This window comes from Stenotrophomonas sp. Steno-Z4, assembly GCF_056393145.1.
The window spans coordinates 330903-350796 of the sequence record NZ_JBWJPC010000004.1 but is presented as its reverse complement, the minus strand read 5'-3'; the positions used below and the strand labels follow the sequence as shown (position 1 = coordinate 350796).

Annotated in this window: 18 protein-coding genes; 12 read left to right on the top strand and 6 right to left on the bottom strand. The window is 69.5% G+C overall.

Features of this window, described 5'->3' with window-relative positions; translation table 11 throughout:
* Positions 1-94: 94 nt before the first annotated feature.
* Positions 95-406 (top strand): DUF3817 domain-containing protein, encoded by a 312-nt coding sequence (locus tag AC06E7_RS12325; protein ID WP_478064949.1) that lies wholly within the window; start codon positions 95-97, stop codon positions 404-406.
* Here the strand turns inward: AC06E7_RS12325 and AC06E7_RS12320 are convergent.
* Together AC06E7_RS12320 and atpC are read right to left on the bottom strand one after the other, a co-directional pair.
* The gene (locus AC06E7_RS12320) at positions 390-3128 is read right to left on the bottom strand and encodes an autotransporter family protein (protein WP_478064911.1); all 2739 of its coding nucleotides are present in this window, start codon (positions 3126-3128) and stop codon (positions 390-392) included. The genes AC06E7_RS12325 and AC06E7_RS12320 overlap by 17 nt on opposite strands.
* A gap of 195 nt (positions 3129-3323) precedes the next feature.
* The gene (atpC, locus tag AC06E7_RS12315) at positions 3324-3770 is read right to left on the bottom strand and encodes an ATP synthase F1 subunit epsilon (RefSeq protein WP_478064910.1); all 447 of its coding nucleotides are present in this window, start codon (positions 3768-3770) and stop codon (positions 3324-3326) included.
* 221 nt (positions 3771-3991) lie between these two features.
* Between atpC and AC06E7_RS12310 the strand changes: the two genes are divergently transcribed.
* Genes AC06E7_RS12310 through AC06E7_RS12280 form a run of 7 tightly spaced genes read left to right on the top strand, consistent with a single transcriptional unit; the run spans position 3992 to position 13597 of the window.
* Positions 3992-5188: an MFS transporter gene (locus tag AC06E7_RS12310; protein ID WP_478064909.1), complete on the top strand. Its 1197-nt coding sequence runs from the start codon at positions 3992-3994 to the stop codon at positions 5186-5188.
* Positions 5185-6372, top strand: coding sequence for an isochorismate synthase (locus AC06E7_RS12305; protein ID WP_478064908.1), 1188 nt, complete (start codon positions 5185-5187; stop codon positions 6370-6372). The genes AC06E7_RS12310 and AC06E7_RS12305 overlap by 4 nt, the downstream gene beginning before the upstream one ends.
* Positions 6372-8024: a (2,3-dihydroxybenzoyl)adenylate synthase gene (locus AC06E7_RS12300; protein ID WP_478064907.1), complete on the top strand. Its 1653-nt coding sequence runs from the start codon at positions 6372-6374 to the stop codon at positions 8022-8024. The genes AC06E7_RS12305 and AC06E7_RS12300 overlap by 1 nt, the downstream gene beginning before the upstream one ends.
* The gene (locus tag AC06E7_RS12295; protein WP_478064906.1) at positions 8024-8659 is read left to right on the top strand and encodes an isochorismatase family protein; all 636 of its coding nucleotides are present in this window, start codon (positions 8024-8026) and stop codon (positions 8657-8659) included. The genes AC06E7_RS12300 and AC06E7_RS12295 overlap by 1 nt, the downstream gene beginning before the upstream one ends.
* Entirely contained in the window at positions 8656-8922 is a 267-nt protein-coding gene (locus AC06E7_RS12290) for a phosphopantetheine-binding protein (protein ID WP_478064905.1), read from the top strand. The genes AC06E7_RS12295 and AC06E7_RS12290 overlap by 4 nt, the downstream gene beginning before the upstream one ends.
* 8 nt (positions 8923-8930) lie before the next feature.
* The gene (locus AC06E7_RS12285) at positions 8931-12839 is read left to right on the top strand and encodes an amino acid adenylation domain-containing protein (RefSeq protein ID WP_478064904.1); all 3909 of its coding nucleotides are present in this window, start codon (positions 8931-8933) and stop codon (positions 12837-12839) included.
* Positions 12836-13597, top strand: a complete 762-nt coding sequence (locus AC06E7_RS12280) for a 2,3-dihydro-2,3-dihydroxybenzoate dehydrogenase (protein WP_478064903.1) — start codon at positions 12836-12838, stop codon at positions 13595-13597. Before AC06E7_RS12285 ends, AC06E7_RS12280 begins: the two co-directional genes overlap by 4 nt.
* On the opposite strand, the gene AC06E7_RS12275 is transcribed toward AC06E7_RS12280, so the two are convergent.
* From AC06E7_RS12275 to AC06E7_RS12260, 4 genes are read right to left on the bottom strand one after another with little or no spacing between them, the layout of a single operon-like run.
* Positions 13594-14187: a DUF2894 domain-containing protein gene (locus tag AC06E7_RS12275; RefSeq protein ID WP_478064902.1), complete on the bottom strand. Its 594-nt coding sequence runs from the start codon at positions 14185-14187 to the stop codon at positions 13594-13596. The two genes, AC06E7_RS12280 and AC06E7_RS12275, sit on opposite strands and share 4 nt — an antisense overlap.
* A complete protein-coding gene (locus tag AC06E7_RS12270) occupies positions 14177-14824 on the bottom strand; it encodes an OmpA family protein (protein WP_068852349.1) in 648 nt (215 codons plus the stop codon). Before AC06E7_RS12270 ends, AC06E7_RS12275 begins: the two co-directional genes overlap by 11 nt.
* Complete coding sequence (locus AC06E7_RS12265; protein WP_478064901.1) at positions 14821-17103, bottom strand: DUF802 domain-containing protein; 2283 nt, start codon at positions 17101-17103, stop codon at positions 14821-14823. Before AC06E7_RS12265 ends, AC06E7_RS12270 begins: the two co-directional genes overlap by 4 nt.
* Before the next feature lie 10 nt (positions 17104-17113).
* Positions 17114-17779 (bottom strand): DUF3348 domain-containing protein, encoded by a 666-nt coding sequence (locus AC06E7_RS12260; protein WP_478064900.1) that lies wholly within the window; start codon positions 17777-17779, stop codon positions 17114-17116.
* A gap of 165 nt (positions 17780-17944) precedes the next feature.
* Here AC06E7_RS12260 and AC06E7_RS12255 point away from each other — a divergent pair, with 165 nt between their 5' ends.
* From AC06E7_RS12255 to AC06E7_RS12240, 4 genes are all read left to right on the top strand, one after another.
* Positions 17945-18364, top strand: a complete 420-nt coding sequence (locus tag AC06E7_RS12255; protein ID WP_068852341.1) for a host attachment family protein — start codon at positions 17945-17947, stop codon at positions 18362-18364.
* Between the two features lie 3 nt (positions 18365-18367).
* Positions 18368-18691 carry a thioredoxin family protein gene (locus AC06E7_RS12250; protein ID WP_478064899.1) on the top strand — a complete coding sequence of 108 codons (324 nt, stop codon included), beginning with the start codon at positions 18368-18370 and terminating at the stop codon, positions 18689-18691.
* A gap of 71 nt (positions 18692-18762) precedes the next feature.
* On the top strand, positions 18763-19104 hold the full coding sequence (locus AC06E7_RS12245; protein WP_068852335.1) for a type II toxin-antitoxin system prevent-host-death family antitoxin: 342 nt from the start codon (positions 18763-18765) through the stop codon (positions 19102-19104).
* A 3-nt stretch (positions 19105-19107) separates the two neighbouring features.
* Positions 19108-19734, top strand: a complete 627-nt coding sequence (locus tag AC06E7_RS12240) for an ATPase (RefSeq protein WP_217538163.1) — start codon at positions 19108-19110, stop codon at positions 19732-19734.
* The last annotated feature ends 160 nt before the right edge of the window (positions 19735-19894 follow it).

Genomic DNA, 19894 nt, shown 5'->3' with positions numbered 1-19894 from the left:
GTGCGAAAGCGTCGCATTCGCGCAAGACGGTATGATGGGCGGCCTTGTCGCCCCTGCAGAGACTGTCTTGCGCGCTTCCGTACCGTTGCACCCGATGGGTCGTGTGTTTGCCGTTGTCGCCTTGTTCGAGGCGTTTACCTGGGCCGGGCTGCTGGTCGGCATGTACCTGAAGTACCACGCCGCCGAGCCGACCACCGCCGGCGTGGCGCTGTTCGGGCCGGTGCATGGCGTGGCCTTCATGGTCTACGTGGTGGTCACCGTGCTGGCGGCAGTGAAGCTGCGCTGGCCGTGGTGGGCCGTCGGCCTGGCGCTGCTGGCAGCGGTGCCGCCGCTGGTGACGCTGCCGCTGGAAGGGTGGTTCAAGCGGCGTGGCCTGTTGTCCACGCGGCTCACCACCGATAGCTGAGTCCCAGCTGCGCGCTGCGCTGGAAATAGCCCTGGCCCTGCTGCAGCGACAACCCGCCCCACGCGCCAAACCCGTTGGCGAACACCAGCGAGGCACCAGCACTGAATTCGCCGCGGTTGCGCGGAATGCGTGCATCCACCCGCTCATCATCCATGCGCACCCGCGCGTCCGCGCCGGTGCGGATCCAGTGCGCGGCGATGTACGGCTGCACGCTGGCCGCCAGGCCGTCCCACCGGGTCACGCCGGAAAGGCGGACACCCACGCGGCCGAAGGTGCCGTTGGCGTCCTCGGTGGTGACCAGGGTGCCGTTCTGTTCAAGATGGCGCACATCGTTCCAGCGCGTGTAGCCCACCTGCAGCTGCGGCTCGATGAACACGCCGCCGTGTTCGCCGCGACCGAGGCGGAACGCGTGGCCGGCTTCCAGCGCGCCCTGCCAGGCGCGGGTGTCGTAGCGTTCGGTGGCCAGCGCGGCGCCTTCCACCCGGTTGGAGAAGCGCGCGTGCTGCAGCGAGCCGTCCAGGTAGAAACCGGTGTACGGGTCGCCATCGCCGGCGGCGCGCCAGGTGGCATACACGCCCAATGCGGCCCCGCGCACCTTGCCGCGCGCGTAGTACCCGGTCAGTGTGCTGGTCGAGGTGCTGGAGGCATTGCCGCTGGACAGCATCACCCCGAAGCCGCTGCCCTGCGGGGTGCGCAGCAGATCGGTGCCGACGCTGAGTGCCTGGCTGCTGCCGTGCACGTCGAGCTGGCGGCTGTCGGCATCGAAGCGCGAGCGCGCGCCGTCCACGCGCACCCAGGCACGCCCGCTGTTCTGGCCCGCGTGGCGCTCGTGGTAGCCGAGCCGGAACATGCCTTCGGCAGCCTGCAGGTTGGCCAGGTACGCGCCCGGTTCCGGCCGCAGCACCGGCACCGGCTCGGGGTCCACGCACTCGGGCAGGGTGGGATCGATCGCGCACGGGTCCGGTTCGGGATCCACGCAGCCCGGCGCCGTCGGATCGATCAGGCAGGGGTCGGGTTCGGGATCGACACAGCCGGGCTGGGTCGGGTCGGCGTCGCACGGGTCGGGCAGTTCCGAGCGCAGGTACCAGTTGCCGTCGGCAGCGCTCTTGAACAGGAAGTACTCGTACTGGCCGCCCACCGCGCGCCCGGCAAGGTCGAAGGTGCCGTTGGACGCACCGCCGATCTCGATCAGGCTGATGCCCTGGCTGGTCTGCGCCCCGGCGCCGCCCACGTTGTTGACCCGTACGTTGGTCTGGCCGCTGGTATCACCGTCGATCAGCAGCCGGTCGGATGACGCGTCGTCGCCGGCCAGCACGGTGTTGAACAGCAGCGTGCCGCCGTCGCCGACGTAATTGCCGGCGACCTGCAGGGTGTTGAAGGTGGTGCCGTCACCCAGCGCCAGCAGCGAAGCCCCGCTCAACGACAGGTCCTGCACCGTGCTGTCGCCGGTCAGTCGCCATTGCGCGCCGGTCAGTGCCACCGTGTTGCCGTTGACGATCGCGCCGGTCAGCGATGCGCCTTCGCCCAGCGCGATGTTGACCTCGGCGCTGCTGGTCCCGCGGGTCTGCCCGATGATGTCGCCGACCAGCGCGGAAGCGACCACCTCCAGGTTGGCCGTAGCGCCTGACCCCACCTGCAGGATCACGCCGTTGCCGGCCTCGACGGTGGAGCCGTTGGCGATGCGGAGGTCGGCATTGCCGGACTGCGGCATGACAATCGCCGGGCCGTTGGTCGAGACAAGGCGCGACTGGTCCACCACCACGCTGCTGGTGCCGGCCGCGCTGCCGGTGATCGACAGGGCACTGTTGCTGCCCTCCAGGGTGCTGCCCTGCGAGACGACCAGCGTGGCATTGTTGAGCGCCACGCCCACGCCGTTGTTGGCACCGCTGCCGCTGCCCGCCGTGCCACGCACCTGGCTGCCCACCAGGGTGAGGCTGGCGCCGCGCGTGACGGTGGCGCCGGTGCTGCCGGCCACCTGGGAGCCCGACAGCGTTGCGGCAGGCCCGGCCGTGCCGGTGCCGACCATCGACAGCGCGGTGCCGCTGGACGTGATCGTCGAGGCGTCCATGACCAGCTCGCCGCCGGTCATGGCCACCCCGGCCAGCGAGCCCGACAGCGTGCTGTTGCTGACGCGGGCGGTGCCGCCGGCCATCTCCAGCCCGTAGCCGAGCGCGCCACTGGCGCTGCCATCCGAGCTGGCCTGTACGTTGTCCAGCACCAGCAGTGCACCATCGTCCACCTGCAGCGCTTCGCCGCCGGCGGTAATGGTCGTGTTGGTCAACGTGAGTTCGCTGCCGTCGCCGGTGGCGCTGAAGCCGCGCCCGGCGGAAGTGACGGTCACCGCGTTGATGCCCATGGTGCTGCCAGACGAGACCCCGCCAGCGTCGGCGAAGGGAGAGGTGAAGGTCATCGTGCCGCCGTTGATGTCGGCGCTGCCGCCGTTGGCGACGCGGATCCCGAACAGCCCGCTGATGTCCACGTCGGTGCCGATCAGGCTCGCATTGTCGACCTGGGTGGGACCTGCCAGGCCACCTGCGGCGATGGTGAGTTCGGCGCCGTCGGACACGGTCCAGTCCTCACGCAGGTCGCCGGGCTGGATGGTGTGCGTGCTGCCGGGGCCGGTGAGCGTGCCTGCTGCTGCAGCAAGGGGCAGGGTCGCGAGCGTCACGGCGATGGCCGTAACGAGCATGCGGCGCGGGCCGCATGGGGTAATGGCTGTCATGACTGGACTCCGAAACGGAACTGGGTGGACCGCACGACCCCCGTAGCACCACAACGTCGTACCAGGATCAGCGAGGGACCGAATCCTCCGGTCCAAAGGCCGCTGTATCCATGCAACATCTTGTATGCGTCATCTATCACTACCGCCTGTTCAGCATGAGCACGTCTATGTGGGGCTCGCGTGAAGGCGGAGGTGCTATTTCCAGGGCAGCACGCGCAGCTGCAGGGCGCGCTGGTGCATCAGCTCGGCGTGCAGGCGCACGTAGTCCTCGTCGGTGAACGCCTGTGCCATCGGTGAGCGTGCGGCCTCTGCGGCCACGCGTGCGCGTGCTTCATCGAGATCATCGCTGCGCAGGGCGAGGTCGGCCATCACGATCACCTTGCCGGGCTGCACTTCCACGTAACCACCGGACACGTACACGTGCAGCGGCGGTTCGGCCGTGAGCGGATACACCGACACCATGCCTTCGCGCAGCGTGCCCAGCAGCGGTGCGTGCCGGGCCATCACCCCGAAGCGGCCGTTGCTGCCGGGCATGCTCACCTCGCGCACCTCGCCGTTCCACAGTTCACCGGCCAGGCTGAGGATCTGCAGCGAGAAGCCCTGTGCGTCGGCAAGCAGTGCGGGCAGGGGAGGTGACGCCATGGGGGAATGTCCGTGGAACGTTGCCAGCAGCTTAGTCGGGCCGGCGGAAGACGGCGTTGATCCGCATCATGAACACCGGAACCATTGATCGCGCAAACCTAAATGCGAGCTGTTATCATTTGAAGCGATAGCCACGCCGGTCCTTGAATCGACGAAGCCGAATCAATCAAACGCCCGCCGTCGCGCGGTGCGTGTCCAATCCTGATCGGTCGTGGTGATGCATGCGTTCAATTCCCGTGGTATCCGGCTTGCCGGCTCTGGTCTTCGCCGCGTGGGTCGGCACCATGGCGATGATGGCGTTCGTGGCGGTGATCGGCCCGGTGGTGCGCCTGCTGGGGCTGTCCGAATGGCATGCGGGGTTGTCGGTCACCGCGGCCGGCGTGCTGTGGATGCTGTCGGCCCGACGGTGGGGCGCACTGAGCGACCGCATCGGGCGCCGCCGTGTACTGCTGATCGCACTGGCCGCGTATGCGGTGATCTATATCGTGATGGCGGTGTTCGTGGACACTGCGTTGCAGGCACCGCCGGCGGTGTGGCTGTCGGTGCTGGTGCTGGTGGGCACGCGCGCCCTGGTCGGCCTGTTCTATGCGGCCGTGCCGCCCACTGCCGCGGCGCTGGTGGCCGACGAAGCCGCTCCCGGGCAGCGTGCCGGCGCGATGGCCAAACTGGGCAGCGCCAATGCATTGGGCATGGTGATCGGGCCCGCCGCAGCGGGCTGGGTCGCGTTCCACGATCTTGCGCTCACGTTGTACGTAGCCGCCCTGCTGCCGGTGCTCGCGCTGCTGGTGATCGCCTGGCGGTTGCCGTCGGCGCCACCACCGGCGGCGCCCGCCAGCGGCCCGCGTGCGGCACTGGCGTGGCATGACCGGCGCCTGCGCCTGCCGGTGATGGCGGTGTTCGCGGCGATGATCTCGGTGACCATTGCACAGGTAACAGTGGGGTTCTTCGCCATCGACCGCCTGCAGCTGGCGCCGGCGGCCGGCGCGCGCATGGCCGGCCTGGCACTGACGGCGGTCGGGGCTGGGCTGATCGTGGCCCAGGTGCTGGTGATGACCTTCAAGACCATGCCGCCACGCCGTTGGATCGCGCTGGGTGCAGTGATCTCCGGTATCGGGTTTTCGTCGGTGGCGCTGGTACAGGCGCCCTGGCAGCTGCTGGCCACCTATGCGGTGGCGGCGTTCGGCATGGGGTTTGTGTTTCCCTCGTTCCAGGCCTTGGCCGCCGATTCGGTGCAGGCGCACGAGCAGGGCGCGACTGCCGGTGCCGTGGCTTCCGTGCAGGGACTGGGCATGGTGATCGGGCCGATGCTGGGTACGCTGCTGTATCGCGCGGCCCCCAGTGCGCCGTACCTGCTGGTGGGTCTGGTGCTGTTGGGGCTGGCGGCTGCGGCTACGCTGGGTGGGAGGCGCGCGGCATGAACGACGCATTGCGCGCGGACAGCGACACCATCGCGCAGGCGTGCGATCCCGGTGCCGGCGATGCAGCGGAGCACTTCCTGCTGCGCCTGCCTGGGCGCACGCTGGATGCACGTGGCTGCCACGCCACGCTTCCGTCCGGCGGCACCGCGACGCTGGATGCCCGCGCGCGGACCTTCTTCGCGCACGAAGGGCGCGCACCGGCACTGCTGTTGGGCGTGCTGCCGTTTGATCCCGAGGGTGACGATGCGTTGTACCAGCCCGCGTCACTGGCGCAGGGTGCGTTGGAAGCAATCGCGCCGGCGCTTCCATTCAGCGGCGACATCCATGCCGAGCCGAGTGCTGCGCTGTACGCGGACGCGGTTCGGCATGCACTGGCAGGCCTGTGCGATGGCGAGCTGAAGAAAGTGGTGCTGGCCCGCACGCTGCGTGTGCACAGCCGCGCGGCGATCGACCCGCGTGCGTTGGTGGCGCGGCTGGGCCAGGACCCGGACGCGGTCACCTACCTGTGTCCGCTGCCGGTGGCCGCCGGCGATGCGCCAGCATGGCTGGTCGGTGCCAGCCCGGAGCTGCTGGTGTCGCGCCGTGGACCGCAGGTGTTTTCGCATCCGTTGGCCGGCTCGGCCAGGCGTCGCCCGGATCCGGATGAGGACGCCCAGGCGGCCCGCGCGCTGTTGGGCTCGGCGAAGGACCATGACGAACACCGCTATGTGGTCGACGCCATCGTGGCGGCGCTGCGTCCGTATTGCGACTGGATCGACGCTGCAGCGCGGCCGACCCTGCACGCCACCACCACCCTGTGGCACCTGGGCACGCGCATCGAAGCACGCCTGCGCGATCCGTCCACCTCGGTGGCCACGCTGCTGGCTGCACTGCATCCCACGCCGGCGGTGTGCGGCACGCCTGCCGCACTGGCGTTGGATACCATTCGCCGCCTTGAGCCGGTGCAGCGCGGCTTCTATGCAGGCGCGGTGGGTTGGATGGACGCGCACGGCGACGGTGACTGGTACGTGGCGATCCGCTGCGCACGCGTGCAGGGCCACCAGGCCCGCATCCATGCCGGCGCCGGCATCGTCGCCGGTTCGGAGCCGGCCGCGGAGGTTGCCGAGACCGGGGTGAAGTTCGGGGCCTTGTTGGCCGCGCTGGGCGCGGACGCCGCCCTACGGATTGAAGGATGGACACTCTGATGAATGCAGTCGCTTCTCCGGTGCGTGTGCCACTGCGCCAGGCCTGGCCGCCGGCGCTGGTCGCCCGCTACCGCGCCGCCGGCTATTGGCGTGGCGAAACATTCCCCGGTTTCCTGCGCGAGCGCGCCGCACAGTTCGCCGACGACGTGGCCGTGGTCGGCGGCGAGACCCGCCTGACTTACGCACAGCTGTGGCAGGAGGCAGGGCGCATCGGTGCGGGCCTGCTGGCCGCTGGCTTGGCGCCGGGTGACCGGGTGGTGGTGCAGCTGGGCAACACGGTCGAATTCGTCAGCGTGGTCTGCGGGCTGTTCCGCGCCGGGTTGATCCCGGTATATGCACTGCCGGCCCATCGCCTGACCGAGATAGCGCACGTGGTGCGCACGGCCGAAGCCAGCGCCTACATTGCTGCGTCGGCATATGAGGGTTTCGACTACCGCACGCTCGCGCGCGAACTGCAGGCGTCCATCTCCAGTGTGCGCCACGTGCTGATTGTCGGCGATGCAGCGGAATTCCTTTCCGTCGCCGGGCTGGCCGGATCCGCTGACGCGCTGCCGGCAGACCCCGACCCGCAGTCGGTGGCGTTCCTGCAGCTCTCCGGTGGCAGCACCGGCCTGCCCAAGCTGATTCCGCGCACCCACGACGACTACCTGTATTCGTTCCGCGCCAGCAACGCGATCTGTGGCATCGGCCGCGACAGCGTGTACCTGGTGGCGCTGCCGGCCGCGCACAATTTCCCGATGAGTTCGCCGGGCTTCTTCGGCGCACTGTATGCCGGGGCACGGGTGGTGCTCAGCCCCGGCGCAGGCCCGGACACCGCGTTCCCGCTGATCGCGCGCGAGCGGGTGACCTGCGTGGGCCTGGTGCCACCGCTGGCGCTGCTGTGGGCACAGGCCGCAGCCAGCACCCCGCATGACCTGTCCAGCCTGCAGGTGCTGCAGGTCGGCGGGGCCAAGCTGGTGCCGGAAGCCGCGCGCCGGGTCATCGACGGGCTGGGCTGCCAGCTGCAGCAGGTGTTCGGCATGGCCGAAGGCCTAGTCAACTACACCCGCCTGCACGATGCGCCGGAATGCGTGCTGAGCACCCAGGGCCGCCCGATCTCGCCCGACGATGAAGTGCTGGTGGTGGACGACCACGGCCACCCGGTCGCGCCGGGCGAGGTGGGCCACCTGCTGACGCGGGGCCCTTACACCATCCGCGGTTACCACAACGACCCCGGCGCGAACGCGCGGTCGTTCACCGAAGATGGTTTCTATCGCACCGGCGACAGGGTCCAGCAGCTGCCGGGCGGCTACCTGGTGGTGCAGGGTCGCGCCGGCGACCACATCAACCGTGCGGGTGAGAAGATTTCGGCCGAGGAGATCGAAGACCACCTGCTCGCGCACGCCAGCGTCTTCGACGCGGCGGTGGTGTCCATGCCCGATCCGTACCTGGGCGAGCGCAGTTGTGCCTTCGTCATCACGCGTGGCGAGCGCCCGACCGCGGCCAGCCTGAAGGCGTGGGTGCGCAGCCGCGGTCTTGCCGCCTTCAAGGTGCCGGACCAGGTGGTCTTCGTGGACGCCTTCGGCACCACGGCGGTGGGCAAGGTCAGCCGCCGCGAACTGCGTGCGCAGCTGCGCGCGCGCCATATCGAACAGACAGGAGAACCGCGCTGATGGCGCTGCCCACCATTCCATCCTACGCGCTGCCCATGGCGGCCGAACTGCCCACTCCGCGCGGACCGTGGCAGCCTGACCCGGCGCGCATCGCGCTGCTGGTGCATGACATGCAGCGCTACTTCCTGGCCGCGTTTGGCGCCGATGCCGCACCGCTGGCCCCGGCAACCGCCAACATCGTACGGCTGGTCGCGCACTGCAGGGCGCAGGGCATACCGGTGTTCTACACCGCCCAGCGTGGCAACCAGGACCGGCGTGATCGCGGCCTGCAGGCGGACCTGTGGGGGCCGGGCATGCAGGCAACCCGCGAACACGAGGCGATCATCGCTGCGCTGGCACCCGCCGAAGGCGACCACGTGCTGGTCAAGCACCGCTACAGCGCCTTCCAGCGCAGCAACCTGGAGACGATGATGCGCGCACGCGGCCGCGACCAGCTGCTGGTGACCGGGGTGTACGCGCACATCGGCTGCACCGCCACCGTGGCCGAAGCATTCCAGCGCGATATCGAAGCGTTCATCGCGGCCGACGCGGTGGCCGATTTCTCGCGTGCCGACCATGACCTGGCGCTGCACTGGATCGCCCGCACCTGCGGCGTGCCGATGACCACCGACCAGCTGTTGGAGCGCCTGGCATGACTGACACCCTTACCGCACCCCTGACCCTGGAACGGATGCGCGCCGATGTGGCCGGCATGCTCGGCGAATCCCCCGACACCGTCGGCGATGACGACCACCTGATGGACCTGGGCCTGGATTCGATGCGGGTGCTCGGGCTGGTGCTGGCCTGGAGCAACACCGGCATCGCCCTGGAGTTCGGCCACCTGGCCGAGCACACCACGCTGGCTGGCTGGTGGCAGGTGGTGCAGCAGCTGCAGGCCCGGGCCAGCGCCGGGGCATGAGCGCGCAGATGGCCAGCGCCGAGGGCGCAGGGCAGCAACGGTATCCGCTGAGCGAGGCGCAGACCGGGCTGTGGTACGCGCAGCGCTTGTCGCCTGCGCCCGCAACATTCAATACCGCACACGTCGTGTGGTTTGAAGGCGCGCTGGATGTGGACCGTTTCCGTGCGGCCGCCGATGCAGCCGCCGCTGAAGCCGAGGCACTGTGCCTGCGCGCGGCCGAAAACGAAGCGGGCGTGCCGCAGCAGTGGCTGGACCCGAGCCACGTTCCGCGTGTGCAGGTGGTGGATCTGTCTGTCCAGCCCGATCCGCTGCACGCCGCGCGCGAGGTGATGCAGGCCGACCGCCTGCAGCCGGTCGATCCCGGCCGCGACCGGTTGGCCCAACAGCGCCTGTTCGTGCTCGGGCCGCAGCGTTTCGCGTGGTACCTGCGGGTGCATCACCTGGCCACCGATGGCTATGGCATGGCGCTGTTCAGTGCCCGGGTGTGTGCGCTGTACGCCGCCGAGAGCACCGATGCCCTGCAGCCGCTTCGGCCGGTGCTGGACGAAGACGCGCAGTACCGCATCGGCGAGCGCCGCGTGGCCGATGCGGGCTACTGGCGGGCAACCATGCAGGACGCGGCACCCGCAGAGGGGCTGGGGGGTGGCATGGCAGCGGCAAGGGCCGATGCGCTGCGCCTGACCGAAACCATCGACGTGCCGCTGCGCGAACAGCTGTTGGCCGCTGCGCAGGCCATGGGCCAGCCCTGGCCGGACCTGCTCACCGCGTTGACTGCCGAGTACTGCCGACGGATGACGGCCAGCGATGGGGTGACCGTCGGTGTGCCTTACATGGGGCGGCTGGGCAGCGCCTCGGCACGGGTGCCGGCGATGGTGATGAACGTGCTGCCGCTGCGCGTGTCCGCAACGGCAGATGAGAGCGTCGACGACAGGGTGCGCGATACCGCGCGGGCACTGGTGCGGGGCCGCCGGCATGGTCGCTACCGGGGCGAGCAGATCCGCCGCGACCTGGGCTGGAGCGGCCAGCAGCATCGGCTGCACGGCGCCCTGGTGAACGTGCAGCCGTTCTACCGGCCGCTGCCGTGGCCGGGGGTCACGGCGCAGCTGGAGGTGCTGTGCACCGGACCGGTGGACGACATCACCTTCGGTTTCCGCGGGGATGCACTGACGTCGCTGGCATTGGAGATCGAGGCCAATCCGCAGCAGTACACGCGGTCGGGGATCACCGCGCATGCCCGACGGCTGCTGCATTTCGTGTCGTCCGCGCTCGACGTGCAGGCACGCGGTGGCCTGCTGGCAGACGTTGCGCTGTGCACGCCTGACGAAGCGCAGCACTGGCTGCACACCGTCAATGCCACGCAGCATGCGGTTGCCGATGTGTCACTTGCAGCGCTGCTGAACCAGCAGCTGGTCGCCGCGCCGGACACAACCGCACTGCGGTTTGAAGGCGAGGCACTGACTTACGCCGCGCTGGAACAGCGCAGCCGTGCGTTGGCGCTGCAGCTGCAGGCTATGGGCGTTGCCCGCGAGTCGCGCGTGGTGGTGGCCCTGCCGCGTTCGTTGTCGCTGCTGATCGCGCTGGTGGCGGTGGTGCGCGCAGGGGGCGCGTACCTGCCCGTGGACCTGGATCATCCGGATGCGCGGCTACGGAAGATCCTGGCGTCGGCACAGCCGCAGTGCGTGTTGGCCGAAGCAGTCGACGCCCATCGTTTCGTGGGCGCGCCAGTCCTGTCGCCGTCGCAATGGGCGACCTGCAGCGACGCGGCGCTCCCCGATACCGTGCAGCCGGGTGACGCGGCCTACGTGATCTACACCTCCGGCTCCACCGGCGAGCCGAAGGGCGTCGTGGTGGAACACCGCGGCATCGTCAACCGTCTGGAATGGATGCGCACCCAGTACCGGATCGGGCCGGAGGCGCGCATCCTGCAGAAGACGCCGGCCACCTTCGACGTTTCGGTGTGGGAGTTCTTCCTGCCGCTGGTCAGCGGTGCCACGCTGGTGATCGCGTCGCCCGGGCTGCACCGCGACCCGCAGGCGCTGACCCGCCTGATCGCGGCCGAACGCATCACCACGCTGCATTTCGTGCCGTCCATGCTGGATGCCTGGCTGGCCGTTCCCGATCTTCGCGGCCTGCCGCTGCAGCAGGTGTTTACCAGTGGCGAGGCGCTGGACGCCGGGTTGCGCGACCGCTTCCACGCGCGTGTCGACGCGGAGCTGCACAATCTCTACGGCCCCACCGAAGCAGCGGTCGATGTCAGTTACTGGCCGGCGTCCCGCGAGGACCGTTCGGACCCGGTGCCGATTGGCCATCCGGTCTGGAACACCCGGCTGTACGTGCTGGATGCACAGCTTCGGGCGCTGCCGGCGGGCGTGCCCGGCGACCTGTATCTCGGCGGGGTGCAGCTCGCGCGTGGCTACCTCGGGCGCGAGGACCTGACCGCCGAGCGCTTCCTCGACGATCCGCACGTGCCCGAAGGGCGCCTGTACCGCACCGGCGACCGGGCACGCTGGCGTGATGACGGGGCGCTGGAGTACCTGGGCCGCAGTGACCACCAGGTCAAGCTGCGCGGACTGCGCATCGAGTTGGGGGAGATCGAATCCGCGTTGCGCGGCCTGCCCGGCGTGGCCCGCGCCGAGGTGCTGCTGCGCGACCAGGACCCGGGCATGCCGGCACGCCTGGTGGCGTACGTATCCGGTGACGCACTAAACGCAGGCAGCCTGCGCGGCGTGCTCGGCACCCAACTGCCGGAGTACATGGTGCCGGCGGCCATCGTGGTGGTGCAGGCGTGGCCGGTGACGGCCAACGGCAAGCTCGACCGCGCCGCGCTGCCGCTGCCGGACACCCATGCGGCCGGCCGCAGCGCGCAGACGCCCACGGAACAGGCACTGGCCGCGCTGTTCCAGCAGGTGCTCGGGCTGGCGACGCCGGCTGCAGCGGACGCGGACTTCTTTGCGCTGGGCGGCGATTCACTGTCGGCCGTGCACCTGCTGCTGGCGATCCAACAGCATTGGCAGCAGGATCCGGGGTTGGGTGCGGTATTCGCCACGCCGACGGTGGCGGGGTTGGCTGCACGCCTGGAGGTGCCGCTGCAGGACACCGACCACGGCCTGGGGCCAGTGATCACCCTCGCGCGCGGTGAGCCGGGCAGGGTGCCGCTGTTCGTGATCCATCCCGCAGGCGGCATCGCGTGGAACTACCGCGAGCTGGGCCGTGCGCTGCACCCGGCGCGCGACGTGCACGGCCTGCAATCGCCGGTACTCGACCCCGCGCAGCCGCTGCCGGTGGGGATCGATGCGCTGGCGGCCGACTACGCCGCACGCATCCTCGCGCTGCAGCCGCAGGGCCCGGTGCACCTGCTGGGCTGGTCGGTGGGCGGCATCATCGCCCAGGCCATCGCGGTGCACCTGCAGGCGACGGAGCGTGTGGTGGGCGCGCTGGTCCTGCTGGATGCCTACCCCAGCGAATGCTGGCGCGCGGAACCCGAGCCGGATCCGGTGGCGGCGCTGCGTGCGCTGTTGGCCATTGCCGGCTACGACCCGGAGCGCCACCCCGAGCTGGACAGCCGCGAGCGCATCGTCGCGTTCCTGCGCCGTGGCGACAGCGCGCTGGGCAACCTGCCCGGGCACGTGCTGGACGGCGTGGTGCGCGCGGTGACCGGCACCAACCGGTTGATCCGCGAGCATCACCATCGCCACTTCGCCGGCACCCTGGTGCATGTGCGCGCCGGCAACGACCACGCGCAGCGGCCGCACCTGCAGTCTGCCCTGTGGCAGGCGCACGCATCGCGGGTGGACGCATTGCCGCTGCCGTTCCTGCATGCCGAGCTGACCGGCCGTGATGCCGTGGCGCAGCTGGCGCCGTGGCTGTCGGCGCGGCTGCAGCACTGGGACGGCCTTGAACGACAGGACAGGACATGAAGCTGACAGGATTCGAGAACACGATTGCACTGGTCACCGGCGCCAGCGGCGGCATTGGCGCTGCGCTGGTCCAGCAGCTGCTGGACAGCGGCTGCAGGGTGGTCGCCACCGACCTGGCTGCACCGGCGCTGCCGCCCCACCCGCGACTGCACCCGCGGTCACTGGACGTGACCGATTCAACGGCGGTTGACGCACTGGTTGGAGCGGTTGAAGCCACCCTTGGCCCGATCGGCTTCGGCATCAGCGTTGCCGGCGTGCTGCAGGTCGGTGAGGTCACCGGCATCGATGACGCCCAATGGCACCATGTGTTTGCGGTCAATGCCGATGGGGTCTTCCATCTGAGCCGAGCGCTGGCGCGGGTAATGGTGCCGCGCGGGCAGGGCGCCATCGTGACGGTGAGCTCGAATGCCGCCGGCGTGCCGCGCCATGGCATGGCCGCATATGCGGCGTCGAAGGCGGCGGCGACCATGTTCACCCGCTGCCTGGGCCTGGAACTGGCGCCGCACGGCATCCGCTGCAACATCGTGGCGCCGGGGTCGACGCTGACCCCGATGCAGACCGGCATGTGGGCCGATGACCACGGCGCGCAGCGGGTCATCGATGGCAGCCCGGCGACCTACAAGGCCGGCATTCCGTTACGCAAGCTGGCCACCCCGGATGACATCGCGCAGGCGGTGATGTTCCTGCTGTCCGACCAGGCCGGCCACATCGCCATGAGCGACCTGTACGTGGACGGCGGCGCGACCCTGCGCGGCTAGCGCGCGGTGCGGCTGCGGCGCGGCTTGGCCGGGGTGCGGCCGGGCACGCTGTCGCGGCTGGGCAGGGTGCCGCGCTGCTGCATCTGCTCCAGCCAGGCCAGGTTGTCGATGTAAGCGAGGAAATGCTGCAGGTACGCGGGCGACACCTCGCCCATCCAGCCGATGGCACGGTGCACCAGCACGCTGGAGTTCAACGGACCGCCATCGCTCGGGGTCTGCGCCAATGTCTGCCGCACCTGGCCGGCGGTGCGCAGCGCGGCCCACGCACTGCGGAACTCGGCCAGGGCCGGCAGTGCGGGGTAGTCGGGGTTGTGCGTGGCGCGCGGTTGGCCCAGCGCGGCCAGCGTATCCGCCGTTTCTGCGCGCTTCGCGGGCGTGCTTGCTACGGGCGCGGCAGTCACGCGTTCGGCGTAGGCAGTCAGCAGCGTCTCCAGGCGGGCGTCCAGCACGCCGCGCAGCGAACCGCTGGCCAGCTGAGCGCGGCGCTGCAGCGCTTCCAGGAAGGCGAACTGCACCGGATCGTGGCGATCCAGCTGCTGCCCGCGCCAGTGCGCGAGCCGGTCGCTGACGACGCTACGGTTACCGTCCATCGCCCGCCACGGTCGGCTTCGGGCGTGGAATCGGCGCCATTTCGACACGGCGATTGCGTGCGCGGCCTTCTTCGTCGGCGTTGGAACCCACCGGCTGTTCGGCACCGAACGCGGCGGCGAACACCGAACCGGCCGGCACGCCTTCGGCGATCAGGGTGCGGGTCACGGTCAACGCGCGCTCGGCCGACAGTTCCCAGTTGTCGGCGAACTGGCGGTTGCTGTCGCGTACCGGACGGTCATCGGTGAACCCGCTGACCATCAGGATCTCTTCGCGCGATGAAAGATACCCGGCCAGCGGCGCAGCCAGGCTGCGCAGCAGCTCGCGGCCTTCCGGCTGCAGCTGGTCGGAATTGAGCGCGAACAGCACGCTGCCGCGGATGCCGATGCGGCCATCCACCAGCGTTACCCGCCCGGCGGCCAGCGGGCCGGCCAAGGCCTGTTCCAGGGTCTGGCGCCGCTTGGCTTCAGCCTGGCGCTGCGCTACTTCCTCATCGAGGCGATGCGACAGCTCCAGCTGCAGCGCCACCACGCCGACCAGGATCAGCACGAACGCGCCCAGCAGCACCGACATCAGGTCGCCGAAGGCGGCCCAGATCGGCGCGCCGGTTTCGCCTTCCAGCTCGATCTCGTCGCTCATGCGGTGGCGGCCCCGGCGCTGCGGCGGCGGCCGGCCAGCTGCTGCAGTTCCTCGATGATCTGCTGCTGGGAGAGCACGCTCAGGTCAATCACTTCACGCGCCTGGGTCACGTAATAGGCCAGCTGCTCATCGCTGCGGGCCATCGAGGCATCCAGCGCGCCGGCCACCTGCTGCAGCTGCTCACCCAGCCCGGTGCTGGCCGTGCCGAAGCTCTGCATCGCAGTGCCGAACGCCTCGGCCAGGCTGGCCACTTCCACCGCGCTGCCGCTCAGTTGCGCGGCCACGCCGTCCAGCTTGCCGGTCTCGGCAGCGATATGGTCGGTGAACTGCGTGCCCACGCGCTCCAGCAGATCGGCCGAGGTGCTGACCAGCGCGTCCACGGCGGTGCGCTGTTCGGTGGACGCGTGGTTGACTGCATCCAGCAGCGTTTCCAGCGTGGCCAGCAGGCGGGTGCGTTCGTCGAGCATGGCGGTGTCGCGGACCATGCTGTCGGACAGCTTCTGGCGCAGTTCGGCGACCACTTCGGCGGCCGCCTTCGGGGCTTCCGAGGCGAGCGTCACCAGCCGCGAGATCTCGCTGATGGTCTCGGCCGCATGCGCCTGCGCCTGCGTGCCGATCTCGTGTGCGGTACGCGACAGGGTTTCGCAGACCGCTTGCTGGCTGGCCGCAACCTGCGCACCGTTGTCGGCCCATTGCTGGCCGAGCTGTTCCGACAGCTGGGTGAAGGCATCGCTCCAGGTGGCCAGGCGCTGCGCGTCGCGGGCTTCCAGACGATCCTGCAGGCCGCTGTGCGAGGCCTGCAGGCCATCCACCAGCGAACGCGCATGGCCATCGAAGCTGGCCGTGGCCGCGACCAGTGCCTGCTGGTTGCGTTCGGCCAGCTCGGCGTTAACCGACTGCTGGCCCTGCAGCGCATCGCGCCACGCCTGCGCGTGGGTGCTGGCGCTGCTGTCCATGCGCTCGGCGAGGGTGTCGACCCAGGCAGCCAGACGCGTACCCACCGAATCGAGCAGGCGGGCGCCGTGCTCGCCCTGCAGCTGGCTGAAATCCTCAAGCGTGCTGCGCAGATCGCGGGTAAGGGCGGCATGGCGCTGCGCCTGTTCGGTTTGTGCCCCGGTCCATGCATCCACGCTGGCGTCGAGACGGGCGGCCAGGGTTTCCAGAAGCTGCACGGCACGCTGGTCGTGCTGTTCGCTGAGCGTGGCCAGGGTAGAACGCAGTTCTGCGGACAGGGTGTCGTGCGCCTGCTTCTGACTGCTGAGCGCAGCGTTCCAGGTCTCGCTGGTGGCGGCGCGGCTGGCTTCGAAGCCACTGGCCAGGCCGTCGAGCTGCGCGCGTACGGCTTCGCCCACGGTGGCCTGCAGGGCAGTGGTCTGCTGGCTGATGCCGGCCATGGTCTCGGCCATGATCGGCTGCAGCGCCTCGCCGACCGCGCGCGCACTCTGCGCGACGCTGGCCTGCAATGCCTCCTGCACCGAACCGGCGAGGCGCTCATGGGCGGCCTCGGCGCGGGCATGGAAGGCGTCCTGGTTGGCCGACAGGCGTTCGCCCGCCGCGCCGCTCTGCGCTTCGATCGCGGCGCTCATCGCTTCCAGGCGGTCCACCAGCGCCGGCATCAGGCCTGCCTGCGCCTGCAGCAGGCGGAAGGCTTCGGCACGCTGCCACGCCTGCGAGTGCAGGTGCAGGGTGGTGGCGATGCGGGTATCCAGCTGCTGCACGCCCAACAGGCGTTCGCGCCGGCACAGCGCCGACAGCAGGCCCAGCATGGCCGAGGTGGCCACGCCGGCAATCGAGGTGCCGAACGCCACGGCCAGGCCTTCCACCGGCGCGCCCAGCGAACCGCGGATGGACTGCAGGTCGGTGGCGCTGCCCAGTGCCAGCCCGGTGCCGCGCAGGGTGGCCATCATGCCCAGCAGGGTGCCGAGCATGCCGAGCAGCACCAGCAGGCCGACCAGATACGGGGTCAGCACCGGCGCCGGCAGCGCCACGCGCTCGCCCTCGACGCGCAGGCGCACCGCGTTGCGCAGGCCTGCCGGTACCTTCTCCAGCCACTCGGCCAGGGTGGCCGGCGCCGTCGCCGCCTCAGCCACCGCGACGCTGAGCCCTGCGGTAGCCGCCCGGTAGCGGTGCAGTTCCACTGCACCGGCCACATAGCAGGCGGCAATCACCAGCGCCACGGCCAGGCCGACCGGGTTGCTGCCCACGTAACCGGCACCGATCCAGCACACCGCCAGCAGGCCGGCAAGGAAAACAACGAGGTAAAGAGGAGTTCTGAACATGACAGCCCGGTTAGTGGGGGCGAAGCGCTGCAAGCAGGCCTTCGATGGGGTGAAAACGGACATCCAGCTCGGCCAGCAGCACGGTCTGCATGTCGTTCCTGAACAAGTGCAGCCAGCCGCTGTCGGGATCGACCTCAGCGGTGCCGGCGTCGTCGCGCAGGCGCTCGAAATGGGCGCCGAGCAGGGCCGGCACGCTGGCCAGCAGCTGCTGCTCGCGCGGGCTCAGTGCCTGCTCCATGGCGGCGTCCACCTCGGCCAACCGGGGCAGCTCGCCGGGCCCGGCACTGAGCCGGTCCCGCAGCAGGCCGCGCAGGCGCCCGGTGGCGGTGAGCATGGCGCGCTGCGCGGTGAGACAGCGCTGGCGGTAGGCGGTGGCGTCGGTCGCGGCCGGTTTCCCTGCCGCCGGCGGGGCGGTGATGCTTTCAACCAGGGCGGCGCGTACCCGCGCGCATTCCTCGTCAAGCGTCTCGACGGAACCGGGTGCGGCGTCTGCCACGGCCGGCAGCCGTCCGTCGAGCGCGCGCGACAGCGCCACGGCCCGGGTCCAGTCGATCCACTGGCTGAGCCGGTCGGACAGGTCGGGCCCGGTACGCGGGGCATTGCGGTCGGCCAGCGCCGCCAGCAACCGGATGAAGGGCGGGCCGGGGACAGGCGTGCGGTGCTGCTTCTTCGCCATGGTTCCGGTCAAAAACCGCGAATTTTACACTGTAATGACCGACCGACTCCCTGAATGCCCTTGCATACACGGTGAACACGCGCCTATGCACCGCGCTTACATCCGTTTCCCTACGGTGGGGGCGGGCCAACACATCGCCCGTTTTTCCATCCAAGGAGTTCAACCATGTCCACCCTGCAGATCCCCAAAGGTACCCTCGTCATCGTCGCTGATGGCGGCTCGGCCCGCGTGTTCACCAATGTGGGCGACGGCCGCACGCTGCAGCTGAAGCAGGAGGAGGAACTGGAGGTCAAGGACATCAGCGCCGAAGGCGTCTCCGGCCAGGGGCCATCCGGCGCAGTGCCCAAGGACATGAGCATTTCCCAGCTCAATGAAGCCACCTTCGCCAAACAGCTGGCGCAGCAGTTGAACGATCACGCACTCAAGCACCGCTATGAGCACCTGATCCTGATCGCCGACCCGACCACGCTGGGCCACATCCGGCCGCAGCTGCACAAGGAAGTACAGAGTCGGATGCTGAAGGAGATCGCCAAGGACTACACCAATTCCACGCTGGACGACATCCAGCGCGCCCTGGCGGCCTGAGCCATGGCCTACGCACGCAGGTTCACCGATCTGCTGGAGCCTGCCCGTGCCGAGGTAGAGGCCGGCACGGGCTGGCAGCTGCTGGAATTCGGCACGGACTGGTGCGGGCATTGCGCGGCGGCGCAGCCGGTGGTCAGGGACTTTGTTGAAAAACACGGCCTCGACCACCGCAAGGTCGAAGACGGCAAGGGGCGCCCTCTGGGGCGCGCCTTCACGGTCAAGCTCTGGCCCACGCTGGTCCTGCTGCGCGACGGGCAGGAGGTCGCGCGCGTGGTGCGCCCGACCGCCCAGGGAGATATGGATGCCCTCGAACGCGCCCTCGGGTAGATGAATATCCCTTTATTCCCAATTTACCCAAAAGGGGTATAGTGGCCACATCCCTCCGCTGGATGTCCGTCATGAGCCTGCCCCTGGATGTTCCCGGCCTTGAAAAGGCCACTGCGTCATCGGTGAAGACCCGGGGCTGGCCGAGCCTGATGCGCACCGTGCGCGAAAAGCAGGCCCTGGTGATCACCAACCACAACCACCCCGAAGCGGTGATCGTGGACATCAAGGCCTACCAGGAGCTGCTGGCCCGCGCGGCAGGCAACCCGGATGACGCGCGCCAAGGGGAGCTGGATCGCCTGCGTGCGGAGTTCGATACCACCCTGGCCAGCCTCAATACCGACGGTGGGCTGGGCAAGGTGATGGGCCAGCCGATCCGTCGCGGGCGCAGGACCGCCCTTGGCCCGTCGCTCTGATCGGTGGCGCGGATCCTGGTACTGGCCGGCGTCAATGGCGCCGGTAAAAGCTCGCTGCTGGGCACATGGCTGCGCGACGCCGGGCTGACCTGGTTCAATCCGGACAGCTTCACCCGGCGGCTGGTGGAGCAGGGCTGGCCGCTGGACGAGGCCAACGCCGCAGCATGGAGCGAGGGCGCGCGCCGGCTGCGCCAGGCGATGGCCGATGGCACCGACTTTGCGTTTGAAACCACGCTCGGCGGCAATACCATTCCGCGCCTCCTGCGCGATGCCTGCCAGACCCATGACGTGGCGATCTGGTTCTGCGGCCTGCACAGCGTGGCGCTGCACATCGAACGCGTGGCGGATCGGGTCAGCCAGGGCGGACACGATATTCCGCACGACAAGATCCGCGCACGTTTCGATTCCGCGCGCGAAAACCTGATCGAACTGCTGCCGCATCTTGCCGAGCTGCATGTGTACGACAACAGCGCGCCCGCCGATGCAAAGGGCAGGGCGGCACCGCTGCCGCTGCTGCAGCTGGATCGCGAGGGATTGCATTTTCCGGTCACGGTGATCGATCTGCTGCAGACGCCCGATTGGGCCAAGCCGATCGTGATGCGCGCGATGGAACTGCAAAGCGGGGCCTGATGCAGAGCGGTAGGGTCGCATCCCAATCGACCGCCGTGGAATTGCCAACATTCGATTACGGCATGACCGTCGGCGACATCACGCTTCTGCCTCGGCACAGTCCATGCGTTACCGAACGCGGAAGCGCTGAGGGCAGTCGTTCGGGAACCGACTATACCAA